The organism is Leptodesmis sp. (assembly GCF_052746595.1).
In genome coordinates, this window is the sequence record NZ_JBRAGO010000121.1 from 1 (window position 1) to 12,407 (window position 12,407).

The window sequence follows — 12,407 nt, forward strand, 5'->3', positions numbered from 1 at the left end:
GATATTCTTCTCCTCTAGCCTAATTTTCCTACCAAGAAGGTGACACGCACCCATCAGGGGTTGATTCTTTAAATCACCGCAACCAGGGGTACAGGAAAATGATTACCTTTAAAGGTGGAAATGTCCAGCCAGAAGAAATTGTTTCTGCCCTTAAGAAAAATATCCAATTGAAAGAAGTTTGCCAGAGAATTTCCTGCCAAAAGATTATTAATGAAGCCGTGGCAGAGCGGGGGATCCATGTCACAGTGGCAGAGCGGGGGATCCATGTCACACCGGAAGAAATTCAAACTGTGGCTGATCAGTTGCGCTATGAAAAACGGTTGTTCCGGGCCAGTGATACGTTTGCCTGGTTAAACGATCAGGCCATTACAGCAGAAGATTGGGAAGCGGAAATTCGCGATCGCTTATTGGCTGAGAAACTGGCAAAGAGCTTATTTGAGCAAGAAGCCGAAAAATACTTTCTGGAGCATCAAGCCGATTTTGATCAGGTTTCCCTTTATCGGATTGTGGTTCCTTACGAAAAACCGGCTCAAGAACTTTACTACCAGATTCAAGAGGCAGAGATCAGCTTTTATGAAGCCGCTCATATTTATGACATTTACCCGCAGCGTCGGCTGCAATGTGGCTATGAAGGAAAGTTTTATCGCTAGAATCTGAAACCAGACGTATCAGCATTGGCATTTAGTGCCACTCCCGGTAACGTGATTGGTCCGTTTCTGATGGAGCAAGCCAGCCATCTCTTCATGGTAGAAGAGTTCATTCCCGCCGAACTAACACCAGAGCGACATCAAGAAATTCTCAACCGGATGTTTACCAAATGGCTAACAACTGAATTGAACTACAAATTGAGTATTTGACCGGAATCAGTACAACCGTCGAGAATATAGCCTCTCTGCTGGCAAGGATGGAGTCTTCGTGTTTGATTAAGCTCCTGCCTGGTGCATGAACGGAATACATTCATCGACTCGAAACCAGCGCCGTCGTCCTGTTTTTACTTTCACTAAAACCCGTCCTGGAGTGATCCGAGAAGATGGGATAACAACGCCATCTCGACCGTTGGGTAGCTTAACAGGGGTACCTGGCAGGATAGTCATGAGCGAGGAAACTTAAGAAAATCTAAATAATGACAAAAGTGTACCTAATATTTAGATCTGTTCTAATAATTAGAATATTTCTTTACATAAAGGGGCACGACCTATGGAATTCAAATCTGTACCGTTGGAAATTCCTGAAGAATGTAATCTCATCCTGGGACAAACCCATTTTATTAAGACGATTGAAGATCTCTATGAGATCATGGTTGGTACCTCTGCTCAGGTAAAATTTGGGATTGCCTTCTGTGAAGCATCTGGCCCCTGTTTAATTCGCTCAGTCGGCAATGATGAAACCTTGCAACAGGTGACCATCAGGAATGCTCAGGCGATCGCAGCGGGTCACAGTTTTATCATCCTGCTTCGGCAAGCCTACCCCATCAATTTTCTCAATGCCATCAAGCAATGTCAGGAGGTTTGTACTATTTACTGTGCTACTGCCAATCCGGTGGAAGTGATTGTTGCCGAAACTGCCCAGGGAAGAGGCATTTTAGGGGTTGTAGATGGCTTCTTGCCAAAGGGGGTAGAGAGTGCTGAAGATGTGAAAGCACGTCAGGATCTACTGCGGCGGATTGGCTACAAACTTTAAGAATCGCCCGATCGAAGATGCATTCGTTATGGGGACGAAATCTGTGTTCAATCCCCCTTTAAATCGCCTTTATTAAACAGGGGAACTGCAAACCGTTTTTGGTTCGGTCTCCCCTTTTTTAAGCTACTGTATACATTGATTCCTCCATGCCCACCCCTTGTTCATGCTGGATGTAGGGTACAATCAGGGCAATTTTTTGAGGATATAGTCATGGCACGGTCAAATGGGGCAAAAACGAAACCATAGTCTGCAACATCTATGGCAGAAACTGATCTGGAGTAGTCTGAGAAGGTAGTAATTGCGTCTGAACCAGAATCAGAATCTGCAGCACAGGCTGGGACAGAGGCCTTGGCGATCGAAGATAGTTTGAATGCGCTGAAAGCCCTACTGAGTGCAGTAGAAAAACTTCAGAAGGCACGCCAGGAGGTGGGCGATATCAAGCCTTTGCTGGTCAGAATGCTGGATGGGGAGGTGATGGCAGGAGACGAGTTGGAACAACTGAAAACCGGAGTCAATGGCTTATCTCGCTTGGTGCGTGCTTATAGTGACCATTAAACTGCACTGGCAACCGCTCAGCCTGCAAGACAATTGTTAGATGATGTACTGAAGGTTAAAAATTCTCAGGACAAATGAGACTGGATAAAGTGTGTTACTCTCCCAACTACTGGGCGAGATCGCAGTGAAGAAAAGACTAGTTGATATTGCGGAAGCGATCGCAGAGATGACAGGGCCAGCGATCGTGTGATCTCAATTACTAACAAGAAGTGATATGACAATGAAAAATTGATTTGATCAAACGAACTAATAAGTTAATCACCTGGATGAGTGATCGAAGATAACCTATTCACTATTACGAGTGATTTATCGGAAAACTTACGAAAACCAAATTTTCAATCCTGTAGGTAGAGATGTCAAACACAAACACACACGGAGACACCTACCATGAATTACACTAATGCTCAATTTTGTAGCATCTTTAATGGATACGGTTTTATTAGCACCTCCGTCCCCGATCTTTACTTCCCGATCTCTAGCAATGAAGCGCCACTCACCGATAAAGCAACGGTAGAAGCCATTAAAGCGTTTCAAACCTACTTCCAACTGAAAGTAGATGGAATCGCTGGCCCGATCACTATGGCAAAAGCTGAACAGGCAATGCGCATTCTGCAATATAACCTCAATCTTGTAATCAAGGCAAATTTGCCTGCTAACCAACCCTTTTACGGCCCCAAAACTGTTGCGGCGGTGAAAGAGTTTGAGCGCCGCTACGGTTATTCCGTGGATGGAGTTGCAAATCTGTCTGTTCGGAAACGCCTCAATGATCTGGCTCGCCAAATGGCTGCTTGATCCCCTACTTTCTCGTTAAATAGCCCTGCTCAATGCGGGGCTGTATTTCCCAAATCCATGCCTTGATTACCCCATTCACTGACTTTTTAGGAGAATTATCATGTCTACCTCTTCCACTCACGCGATCGTTGTCCTGCAAAAAGGTGCCGTTGGCCCTGAAGTTGTTGATTTGCAATACATTCTGCAAGTGCGTGGCTTTGCTCCTGGCGCTGCGGATGGCGACTTTGGCCCCAAAACTGAAGCGGCGGTGATTCGCTTCCAGAAGTCCAAGAATCTGCTTCAAGACGGTATTGTTGGGAGGCAAACCTGGACGGCAATGGGTTATGCCTGGCCAAATAGCAATCCCGGCCAGTTCCTCAGACAGGGAGATAGCGGCAATGCGGTGCGGATGCTGCAACAGGGATTGAAATCCAAAAACTTTGATCCTGGCACGATCAATGGCATCTTCGGCCTCCGTACCAGAGCGGCTGTGATCCGGTTACAAACTGCAGGGATTCCAGTCTCTAACACTCAAGCAGTTGTCGGCCCTTTGACTTGGGGAAGCGCTCTCGGTTGTTAATGCCGCAAGCAGAGCGCGATCGCTCAAATGATTCCACCAACCACAAATCCAATCGATCAATCAGTTGAGTGATGGCTCCTTGCCTCTATCTCCGCCCCCCAGGAAGATTGGGGGGTAATTTTCTACTGAGATCTAAGTTGCCTGTCGAATTCGGCTGAGGAAGGCTTGCAAGCGATCGCTCTGAGGATTGGTCAACACCTGGCGGGCTGGCCCTTCCTCCAAAATTCGGCCCCGATCCAGAAACAAGACTCGATTCGCTACCTCACGGGCAAACTGAACTTCGTGCGTCACCACCACCATAGTCATGCCCTCTTCGGCCAGCTCTTGCATCACCTCCAGCACTTCCCCCACCAGTTCTGGATCGAGGGCGCTGGTCGGTTCATCAAACAGCAATACACTGGGTTCCATACACAAACTGCGAGCGATCGCCACTCGTTGTTTCTGTCCCCCCGATAACTGCTCTGGATGGGCATGAACCTTTTCAAGGAGTCCCACCTGCTCTAGATAAAACCGTGCCCGTTCCTCACTTTCCTGCCGCGATCGCCCCAATACCTGTCGAGGAGCTAAGGTCAGATTGTCCAGCACGCTCAAGTGCGGAAACAGGTTGAATTGCTGAAATACCATGCCCACCTGCGATCGCAACTGACGCAACTGTTTGCGGCTCAAGTCGGGCTGGGATAGATCCATACCGTTCACTACAATTTTTCCCTGACTAATCGTTTCTAACCGATTCAGACAGCGCAACAGGGTACTTTTGCCGCAGCCTGATGTACCAATAACCGCCAGCACCTCGCCGCGATCGACATAGCCGCTAATGCCCTGCAACACTTTTAAAGAACCATAGCTTTTCTCAACCTGGCTAAACTCAATCATTCGGGAGTTGGGGATGAAGGGGGTCATGGTAGGGAGTTCCTGTGGACTAAAACAGCAAACCTGAGACAGAAATTAAACCTTGTCCAAGTCCAGAACCGTAGTTTCTCTGATCGGAAAACGACCATTCTCTAGCTGGACCTGGTTTAATTCAAATCCTGGTGATTCTGTTATAAAGTAAAGTTTTTTTCCTAAGCTTTCTGCTCAAAACCTATGGTGAAGTATCGGCGATCGAACTGGTTAAACAGGCTGCTGTTAGGATGGGGCTGTCTGGTGTTGATTTTGATCACCCAGGTAAGCTATGCAACGACTGGCAAAACGTTAATTGTGGTGACAGAGCCAGTTTTTCCACCCTTTGAATTTCAGGCTCCTGGGGGAGGCTTGCAGGGCTTTGACATTGACGTGGTGAATGCCATTGGTCAGGCGGCAGGTTTCCAGGTGAAATACCAGAGTATCCCCTTTGACGGTATTATTCCGGCTCTCAAGGCAGGAACCGCCGATGCCGCCGTGAGCGCGATGACGATTACCCCAGAACGAGCCAAGGTCGTAAGTTTTTCCCGCCCTTACTTTAAGGCTGGCTTAGCGATCGCCGTCGCCAAGAACAATGAGACGGTGAAAACGCTGGATGACCTGCAAGGTAAAGCGATCGCAGCGCAGATTGGTACTACGGGAGCAGCCACAGCCCAAAAAATTCCAGACGCAAAAGTTCGTACCTTCGACTCAGCGGTATTGGCTTTGCAGGAGTTGAGTAATGGCAATGTGGAGGCGGTGATTAACGATGCCCCTGTCACTCAATACGCGATTAAAACTGGCAACTTACAAGATGTACGGGTGGTCAGTCAGTTACTGACCGAGGAGTACTATGGCATTCCCACTGCCCTCAACTCTCCCAACCTGGAGTTGATTAATCGAGGACTCACAACCATTCTGGAAAATGGCACCTACGCTCAGATTTACCGCAAATGGTTTGGTACCGATCCACCCCCCCTGCCCACCTCTGCCTTTGCGCCGTCTGCCAGTGCTACCGGGCCAGCCAGTCTGGAAGCTCTGAAAGTGATCACCAATGCATTACCAGCCCTGTTAGCGGGAGCCGTGATCACCTTGCAACTCACGGCTATTTCTGTGTTGTTTGGCCTGATCCTGGGATCCCTGATTGGTATTGCTCGTTTCTCTAAAACCCTTCCCCTGCGCTGGGTGGCCAGAGCGTATATCGACTTCTTTCGCGGCACTCCCCTGCTGGTGCAAATTTTTATGGTCTATTTTGGCATTCCTGCTGTGTTAAAGGGTGCAGGCATGACGTTTTCCTTTGATCGCTTTGCTGCTGCGGTTCTGGCCTTAAGTCTGAATAGTGCTGCCTATATTGCAGAGATTGTGCGAGGCGGAATTCAATCAATTGAGGCTGGACAGTCGGAAGCGGCCCAGTCTCTGGGGCTGGATTCAGTACAAATGATGCGCTATGTCATCTTGCCGCAAGCCTTTCGGCGGATGCTACCGCCGTTGGGAAATGAATTTATCTCGTTGCTGAAAGATACCAGCCTGGTAGCCGTCATTGGGTTTGAGGAACTATTCCGGCGAGGCCAGTTGATTGTTGCAGAAAACTATCTCCCCTTTGAAATCTATGCTGCTGTGGCTTTCGTCTATTTAGTGCTAACCTTACTCTCATCTCAATTCTTCACCCGCCTAGAGCACTGGATGGATCCAGTTAAGCGATGACCATTGACTATTGAGTTAAACCGTGGCTACCTATCTATTCCTGCACTGCCTTGGATTTTCCATTTTGATTGGAGCGGCGCTATACGATCGCTGTTACATCGTGCGTAATATTCGACAGGCAAGAGGGTCAGTCTTGGAGCAGCAGCTGATTCAGATTTTGAGTACCAGTCCCCTGTATGGGGTGGGAGTAGCCCTGGTGCTGCTATCTGGCATTGGATTATCCATTCTAGATGGATCAGGATTCTTCAGATGGTCTGCTGTTGGACTGAAGCAATATCTTTTCCTGGCGATCGGGCTAAGTTTTCCAGTCTACATTATTCCTTTAATGGCTAAAATCAACCGCTTATTGAAAACGCCGTCTGATTTCAGTACTGGAGTGTCGGAGTCATGCTACATTTTGCTGGGACGGTTGTATTTCGCTCTGGATGGAGTGATGATCGGGACGTTTTGATCCTGGCGATCGCCCTTTGGAAACCCAATTTGCACAAATTGCCTTTCTAAACCAAGTCCAGCTAGAGAACGGTCGTTTTCCGATCAGAGAAACTACAGTTCTGGACTTGGACAAGATTTAATTCCAACCCTTTTCTAGGAATCCCGATCTAACCTCTCAAGATTGGTGTTGCAAGATCAAGATCTTCGGCTACACTAGCGCGGTGTTTTGGAGAGAGCAACGGCTGATATTGATGGTGTGCCAGGAGGATGGCGATTAGGGATCAAGGATTAGTGCTGATGGAATCAGAGGATTACTCATGAGGTGAGGGTATACGGAGATGAGAGTCTTCTGTCTCGCTGGGTTTGCCCATTGATAATTAGTCTTATGGGTGGGAGACACGGGCGCAGGACGATCGCGGTTTCAGCCTTTATCCACGGGGGTTTCCTGCTTTCTTGTGTGGTCATGCCAGCGGTTTCTGGTGATCAGATACGGATGCTGTTGTCTTGTTGGGAAGTTTTGCTGTCTCAAGCAGCCAGAAACTGAATTTTCTACAGATGCAGAAGTTTTCTAAGTTTAGGCTCTAGTTCGGCAGTGATGGTGCGATCGCCCCGTTCCAGTTTGCCAATGTAGTCTGCACTCAGGTTGAGGAATCCGCCCAGTTCCTTACGGCTCCAACCCTGAGCTTCACGGGCTTTCTGGATCTCATTTTTTAGCCAATAGGGTCGGGATGGGATGGGGAGGCCGAATTGTGATTTTGGCCTGTAACAGGCGATCAATGACCCGAATTTTGCGCCAGTCCTCTGGTTTAGGAGCATTACTATCCGGTTGCAGCCATGTGGGGTAGGTATTTGGATCAAATTCAATCTGCCAACCCAGGCTCATCAGTAATTTTAGAGCACTATTCCAGCGACTTTTCAGGTCGCGGGCTTTGTATTTGTCCTGCAGGGCGCGATCGATTTCGGCTTTCACCAACACCTCTTCCAGTAAGCTACCAACCCGATAATCATGGGGATTTTGATTCCGTACCCGAATTCGGGAATCCAGCGTCAGTTGAATGGCTAACCGGAGGGCCATTTCATTGTGGTAGGGGTCGATTTTCAGAATGTCACGGGCCAAGTAGCCAAACTGATGCAAGGCTTCCTTGGCCCGACTACCCGCCCGGTTCAGAAAGTGTTTCGTCCACAAACCAGGACTGACGGTGATATAAACCTCTTCAGGCCGCTCAATTTTGCCGGTCACCCAATCGTATTGCCCATGGACATCAATCAACACATCCCACATACGGCCAATGGGAGTACTGGCATCCACCTTGCGGCGTCCCCGTCCCTCAACCCAAACGGACTTCACCAGCAGGCACGACAGGGCATAAGCCGTACTGGCAACGGAGGTACGTTTTTCGGCCAGGCTGGTGTTATGGTTTTTATCCCATCCAAAAGTTGAATTATGTCACTGGCTCGCAGAGTGAAGGCGTTATTCCAGGGTTCGTCTTCTTCCATCGTGCGGGCGGCAAAAATTAATTGCAGTTTGACCGTATCGAACCCGAATTTATTAATGATTTGCTCTGCCGCTTCCCAGGGGAGCATCTCTATATCACCTGGATTGGTGATGAAGTGTTCAATGTAGTTATTGGGGTTGGTTTTACTGCGATAGTGGAAGACGGCGGTTTGATTGGGATCCTGTTGCCACAAATCGGGACGCAGTTGGGCGCGAATGCTGCTGGCGATCGGAATTGAAGTGGGTAAAACGGCTATCGGGTCAAAATCCAGGTTGGTTTCGGTGCTGGCCGGGGGCCGTTGTTTCAATCCCAGCAATTTTTCTAAATCCTGGAGGGTGCAGGTGGGCAGGTTGAAGCCTTCCAGGATTTTTTTAGAGATGTCCTGGCAGTGAATTTGTCCGAGTACTTCGGCCCGTTCCAGCAGCAAGGAGCGGTCGATCTGGTGCAAGCGATCGCTGACGGTTTGACTCAAATCTTTGTCTGATAAGGTCTGGAGGGATGAATCTGCGGCAGTTTCTTCCAGAGCCTCAATTACCCCAATCACCAGATTGGTGCCCACGACTTTAGCAAATTCCTTCCAGATGCCCGCATGGGTAAAAAACTCGGCCAGGGAATTGTTCAGGTAACTTTTGATCCGCTCATTGTCAAAGGTCAGTTCCAGCCGTTTTGTGCCCTGTTTGCGATTGGTGATCACTTTGAAGTGGGGCTGGTTGGTATCGATCGCGTCAATTCCCCGCTCTTGAACAACGGCTTCTACCTTATCTTTATAAACCTTCAACAAATGCTGAAAAAGTTGGGCGGTTACCAATTCGGGCAAGGAAGAGCCGTTACGGAGAACTTGCACCAGCCTGTCCAGATAGGCAGATGACAGCGTTTTTTGCACAACAGTCGCCCAGGGAGTGGCTTCGCTACTGGCTTCCACGCTGTTACTGGCAACTTCTACCGCCCAACTGGACGCTTCCACCACCTCCGCCGGACAGGCGGCATCCATCACAGTCCCTTCGCTCTGGGCAGGAGTAGTAGCAGTTGGGACAAGGGCATTTCGCGGAGATTGAGAACTGGCCATCACTGCAATTGGACAGACTAGAACGTAGAACACATGACAGGGGTACCCATATCGTAGTCAATACTATAGGCGAGATTGTCCCAGATCATGCGATCGCGCATCAATTGATTTAGGGAGGATGCGGGATCAAATATCTAAAATGACTTGGGCTGTCCAACTATTTTCCGTTTTTTCCAGTTGAAAGCGATGTAAGGTGACGGCTTTTACATCGACTCGCTGATGATGGCGATCGGGATCCAGACGCTCTCCCTGGGTCTGGGCGGTCAATGTGTAACCAGATGCTGTTTCTTGAATCTGTACCTGTTGTGCCCGCAGGAGAAGCAATTCACTGTCTTTGTAGTAAACAAACTCCTGCAAAAAGTCGAACAGCAGCAGATCAAGAGCCTCATTGTCTAAATGAAAGGTGCGGGTTTGGGTAGGCGCGATCGCCTCCAGATTATCAATCATCGTGTTGATCACCGCATCCCCAGCAGCTTTGAACAGTTCCTCCAAATCAGATCCCCAGGCATGGAAGGCAATATCGGCAGTGGCCAGGTCTTCTAGAAATTCGTAGGGCATGGGAGGAGTTAGGAATTAAGATAGGAATTAAGAGTCGAGAGACTGTTTGAAAAGCCCTAGTTTATTCCCTAGATCTGTAGGGGGTGTGGCATTCGGGTAATGCTTCTTCTTGTTGTTGTTGAGGGATCATTGGCCAAATGCTACGGCCTTACGCAGGATGATTGCTTTTTTCTGCCTTCTGCCATCTTCTAATGGGTTAAGTTTGTTCGCAACCTTTTAAGCGATCGAGGATGGCCGATCGGTGAGGGATGACTTGTTTGCCAATGAAGACGAGTTCGGTAGGGGAGGGATCGAAGGGTTCTAAGTCCCAGCGTCCGGCGACGAAATTGAACAGGTGGGTGCCTGCAGGGAATTGCACAAAGCCTTTTGCCCGATAGATTGTGGGGCTGAGGGATCTGGCAAATTCGCTAAAACAGTCCGGATCGTAAATGGCCTGCGAGATATAGCTGAAGGTTTCAAATTCAGGTTGGTGGCGGTGATGGGGAGGCGGTTGCAGGCGATCGCGACCAATCCCAAACAGAAGGTCGGGATCAATCTGGCAGCGGATGGTGGGAATGATGGACGCTTCAGCGTTATACGACTGCAGTTTCGTGATCAGGTGTTCCTGGTCAGGTTCTGGGATTAAATCCACCTTGTTGAGCAAGATTAGATCTGCAGATTCGATTTGAATCCGCATGGTATGGCCGATTTGGGGATAGGTGATCAGGCCATCGGCATCCATCACCGTCACCACCCCGTCCAGTCGCACTTGAGGCAAACTTTCCTGAATATCAAAGACCAGGGCATCTGGTTCTGCCACACCCGTTGTTTCGACGACCAGGCGATCGGGATTCACCGTTGCGATAATTTCATTTACGGCGGCTTCAAATTTGCCCAGCAAAGAGCAGCAGACACAGCCTCCACCCAAATCAGCCATCTCGACATTTTTGCCTTGGAGAATCTTGGCGTCGATCGCAATCTCCCCAAACTCATTCATGAGAATGGCCAGCTTATGCGGCACCGTTGTCAGAATATGACGCAGGAGGGTAGTTTTACCACTCCCCAGGGGGCCAGTTAATACAGTCAGGGGGGTGCGTGTAGCCATGATCTATCCCTTAATATTGCCGATCGGGGTTAACTTGGCGACCCGTTGACTGATGCCTGCCATCTCTGCCGCTTCAATGACTTCATCCACATCTTTGTAGGCACCTCCTGCTTCCTCCGCCAGTCCCGCGTAGGAGGTACTGCGAACATAAATATCCCGTTGTTGCATCTCTTTTTGCAGAGCTTCTCCCCGTCAGGTTCTTCGGGCCTTGGTGCGGCTCATGGTGCGTCCGCTCCCGTGGGCTGTACTGTAAAAGGTTTGAGCACCCGTCGGCACTCCCGTCACTAAGTAGGATCCAGTTTCCATACTGCCGCCGATGATCACCGGCTGGCCTGTTTCCTGGTAGCGGGCTGGCAGATCGACCATACCTGGCCCAAAGGCACGGGTGGCTCCTTTCCGATGCACCAGCAGCGATCGCGGTTTGCCGTCTACAAGGTGTTGTTCCAGCTTGGCCGTATTGTGCGCGACATCGTAAACCATGTGCATCTCCAGATCTTCTGCCGATCGTCCGAACACCTGGGAAAAAACCTTACGAATGCGATGCAAAATGACCTGACGGTTGGCAAAGGACATATTCATACCGCACTTCATCGCGGAGAAATAGGCTTGCCCTTCAGGAGAATCAAAGGGAGCACAGGCCAGTTCGCGATCAAGAATTTTGATCCCATACTTGCACTCCATCACCTTCAAGAAGGTTTGCAAATAATCCGTGGCGACTTGATGGCCAAAACCGCGACTGCCACAGTGAAACATGACCACTACTTGATTGGGTTGGGTAATCCCCAGTTTCTTGGCCAGCCCTTGATCAAAAATATTCTCCTGTCTGGCAACCTGAATTTCCAAATAGTGATTACCCGATCCCAAAGTCCCGATTTGATTCACGCCGCGATCGATCGCCTTTTCACTAATTTTGTCGGCATCGGCTCCCTGTATCCGACCTCATTCTTCCATCAGTTCCAGGTCTTCTTCCCAGCCGTAGCCATTGCGAATACACCATTGAGCACCTTGCTCTACGACCTGACAGAACTCGTTGCGCGACAACCTGACAAAGCCCGTACTGCCTACTCCTGCAGGAACACGCTCATACAACTTATCGACTAATTCGCGAATATGGGGTTTTACGTCCTGATAGGTGAGGTTAGTTGTCACTAGACGCATCCCACAGTTGATATCAAACCCAATGCCGCCCGGAGAAATCACCCCGCCCTGCTCCACATCCATGGCAGCGACTCCCCCGATCGGAAATCCATAGCCAAAGTGACCATCTGGCATACACAGGGCGTACTGAGTAATACTAGGAAGCGTGGCTATATTGGTGATCTGGTCATACACTGCGTCATCCATCTCCTAGATTAATTTTTCAGTGCCATAAATTCGTGCAGGTACCCGCATTCCCTCTTTATAGGATGGGGGAATTTCCCAGATCACATCAGAAACTTGCTTTAAGACTTCTGTCGGTGCCATTGCTCACATCCTTTTGGCTCTTCCTCAATGCTAATGCTATCCGGGGAAGCCAGAATGTCTGGCGATCTCTGACCCACATCGCTCTCTCCCAGCAGGGGTTAAGTTTCATGAATTGTTATCAGATTCCCCGTGTTCCGT

15 protein-coding genes and 1 pseudogene are annotated in these 12,407 nt (G+C 49.2%); 8 read left to right on the top strand and 8 right to left on the bottom strand.

Annotated elements, in window-relative coordinates; genetic code table 11:
* Nucleotides 1-98: 98 nt before the first annotated feature.
* Nucleotides 99-650, top strand: a complete 552-nt coding sequence (locus tag ACUVQO_RS19990; RefSeq protein WP_445927590.1) for a peptidylprolyl isomerase — start codon at nucleotides 99-101, stop codon at nucleotides 648-650.
* A 24-nt stretch (nucleotides 651-674) separates the two neighbouring features.
* Complete coding sequence (locus ACUVQO_RS19995) at nucleotides 675-857, top strand: hypothetical protein (RefSeq protein WP_445927591.1); 183 nt, start codon at nucleotides 675-677, stop codon at nucleotides 855-857.
* A 66-nt stretch (nucleotides 858-923) separates the two neighbouring features.
* Here ACUVQO_RS19995 and ACUVQO_RS20000 read toward each other — a convergent pair whose 3' ends face one another.
* On the bottom strand, nucleotides 924-1,094 hold the full coding sequence (locus ACUVQO_RS20000) for a hypothetical protein (protein ID WP_445927592.1): 171 nt from the start codon (nucleotides 1,092-1,094) through the stop codon (nucleotides 924-926).
* A 103-nt stretch (nucleotides 1,095-1,197) separates the two neighbouring features.
* Here ACUVQO_RS20000 and ACUVQO_RS20005 point away from each other — a divergent pair, with 103 nt between their 5' ends.
* The 4 genes from ACUVQO_RS20005 (at nucleotide 1,198) to ACUVQO_RS20020 (ending at nucleotide 3,586) form a co-directional block, all read left to right on the top strand.
* Nucleotides 1,198-1,680, top strand: a complete 483-nt coding sequence (locus ACUVQO_RS20005) for an adenosine-specific kinase (protein WP_445927593.1) — start codon at nucleotides 1,198-1,200, stop codon at nucleotides 1,678-1,680.
* 348 nt (nucleotides 1,681-2,028) lie between these two features.
* The gene (locus tag ACUVQO_RS20010) at nucleotides 2,029-2,235 is read left to right on the top strand and encodes a hypothetical protein (protein WP_445927594.1); all 207 of its coding nucleotides are present in this window, start codon (nucleotides 2,029-2,031) and stop codon (nucleotides 2,233-2,235) included.
* A 387-nt stretch (nucleotides 2,236-2,622) separates the two neighbouring features.
* Complete coding sequence (locus ACUVQO_RS20015) at nucleotides 2,623-3,027, top strand: peptidoglycan-binding domain-containing protein (RefSeq protein ID WP_445927595.1); 405 nt, start codon at nucleotides 2,623-2,625, stop codon at nucleotides 3,025-3,027.
* A 100-nt stretch (nucleotides 3,028-3,127) separates the two neighbouring features.
* Nucleotides 3,128-3,586 (top strand): peptidoglycan-binding domain-containing protein, encoded by a 459-nt coding sequence (locus tag ACUVQO_RS20020; RefSeq protein WP_445927596.1) that lies wholly within the window; start codon nucleotides 3,128-3,130, stop codon nucleotides 3,584-3,586.
* Between the two features lie 132 nt (nucleotides 3,587-3,718).
* On the opposite strand, the gene ACUVQO_RS20025 is transcribed toward ACUVQO_RS20020, so the two are convergent.
* Nucleotides 3,719-4,486 carry an amino acid ABC transporter ATP-binding protein gene (locus tag ACUVQO_RS20025; RefSeq protein WP_445927597.1) on the bottom strand — a complete coding sequence of 256 codons (768 nt, stop codon included), beginning with the start codon at nucleotides 4,484-4,486 and terminating at the stop codon, nucleotides 3,719-3,721.
* Between the two features lie 183 nt (nucleotides 4,487-4,669).
* Between ACUVQO_RS20025 and ACUVQO_RS20030 the strand changes: the two genes are divergently transcribed.
* Both ACUVQO_RS20030 and ACUVQO_RS20035 read left to right on the top strand, forming a co-directional pair.
* Complete coding sequence (locus ACUVQO_RS20030) at nucleotides 4,670-6,169, top strand: ABC transporter permease subunit (RefSeq protein WP_445927598.1); 1,500 nt, start codon at nucleotides 4,670-4,672, stop codon at nucleotides 6,167-6,169.
* A gap of 22 nt (nucleotides 6,170-6,191) precedes the next feature.
* Nucleotides 6,192-6,620 carry a hypothetical protein gene (locus ACUVQO_RS20035; protein ID WP_445927599.1) on the top strand — a complete coding sequence of 143 codons (429 nt, stop codon included), beginning with the start codon at nucleotides 6,192-6,194 and terminating at the stop codon, nucleotides 6,618-6,620.
* 530 nt (nucleotides 6,621-7,150) lie between these two features.
* On the opposite strand, the gene ACUVQO_RS20040 is transcribed toward ACUVQO_RS20035, so the two are convergent.
* From ACUVQO_RS20040 to ACUVQO_RS20065, 6 genes and pseudogenes are all read right to left on the bottom strand, one after another.
* Nucleotides 7,151-7,417, bottom strand: coding sequence for a helix-turn-helix domain-containing protein (locus ACUVQO_RS20040; protein ID WP_445927600.1), 267 nt, complete (start codon nucleotides 7,415-7,417; stop codon nucleotides 7,151-7,153).
* Entirely contained in the window at nucleotides 7,305-7,949 is a 645-nt protein-coding gene (locus tag ACUVQO_RS20045; RefSeq protein WP_445927601.1) for a hypothetical protein, read from the bottom strand. Before ACUVQO_RS20045 ends, ACUVQO_RS20040 begins: the two co-directional genes overlap by 113 nt.
* Nucleotides 7,946-9,163 (bottom strand): hypothetical protein, encoded by a 1,218-nt coding sequence (locus tag ACUVQO_RS20050; protein WP_445927602.1) that lies wholly within the window; start codon nucleotides 9,161-9,163, stop codon nucleotides 7,946-7,948. Before ACUVQO_RS20050 ends, ACUVQO_RS20045 begins: the two co-directional genes overlap by 4 nt.
* A 126-nt stretch (nucleotides 9,164-9,289) precedes the next feature.
* The gene (locus ACUVQO_RS20055) at nucleotides 9,290-9,721 is read right to left on the bottom strand and encodes an archease (protein WP_445927603.1); all 432 of its coding nucleotides are present in this window, start codon (nucleotides 9,719-9,721) and stop codon (nucleotides 9,290-9,292) included.
* Between the two features lie 196 nt (nucleotides 9,722-9,917).
* Entirely contained in the window at nucleotides 9,918-10,805 is an 888-nt protein-coding gene (locus ACUVQO_RS20060; protein ID WP_445927604.1) for a CobW family GTP-binding protein, read from the bottom strand.
* 3 nt (nucleotides 10,806-10,808) lie between these two features.
* A pseudogene (locus ACUVQO_RS20065) lies at nucleotides 10,809-12,149 on the bottom strand (RtcB family protein).
* Between the last annotated feature and the right edge of the window lie 258 nt (nucleotides 12,150-12,407).

Excerpts from the sequence above, each read along its gene's own strand:
- ACUVQO_RS20060 (WP_445927604.1), bottom strand. The coding sequence starts at position 10,805 with ATGGCTACACGCACCCCCCTGACTGTATTAACTGGCCCCCTGGGGAGT.
- ACUVQO_RS19990 (WP_445927590.1), top strand. The coding sequence starts at position 99 with ATGATTACCTTTAAAGGTGGAAATGTCCAGCCAGAAGAAATTGTTTCT.
- ACUVQO_RS20020 (WP_445927596.1), top strand. The coding sequence starts at position 3,128 with ATGTCTACCTCTTCCACTCACGCGATCGTTGTCCTGCAAAAAGGTGCC.
- ACUVQO_RS20040 (WP_445927600.1), bottom strand. The coding sequence starts at position 7,417 with ATGCTCCTAAACCAGAGGACTGGCGCAAAATTCGGGTCATTGATCGCC.
- ACUVQO_RS20055 (WP_445927603.1), bottom strand. The coding sequence starts at position 9,721 with ATGCCCTACGAATTTCTAGAAGACCTGGCCACTGCCGATATTGCCTTC.
- ACUVQO_RS20050 (WP_445927602.1), bottom strand. The coding sequence starts at position 9,163 with ATGGCCAGTTCTCAATCTCCGCGAAATGCCCTTGTCCCAACTGCTACT.
- ACUVQO_RS20005 (WP_445927593.1), top strand. The coding sequence starts at position 1,198 with ATGGAATTCAAATCTGTACCGTTGGAAATTCCTGAAGAATGTAATCTC.
- ACUVQO_RS20030 (WP_445927598.1), top strand. The coding sequence starts at position 4,670 with ATGGTGAAGTATCGGCGATCGAACTGGTTAAACAGGCTGCTGTTAGGA.
- ACUVQO_RS20000 (WP_445927592.1), bottom strand. The coding sequence starts at position 1,094 with ATGACTATCCTGCCAGGTACCCCTGTTAAGCTACCCAACGGTCGAGAT.
- ACUVQO_RS20025 (WP_445927597.1), bottom strand. The coding sequence starts at position 4,486 with ATGACCCCCTTCATCCCCAACTCCCGAATGATTGAGTTTAGCCAGGTT.
- ACUVQO_RS20015 (WP_445927595.1), top strand. The coding sequence starts at position 2,623 with ATGAATTACACTAATGCTCAATTTTGTAGCATCTTTAATGGATACGGT.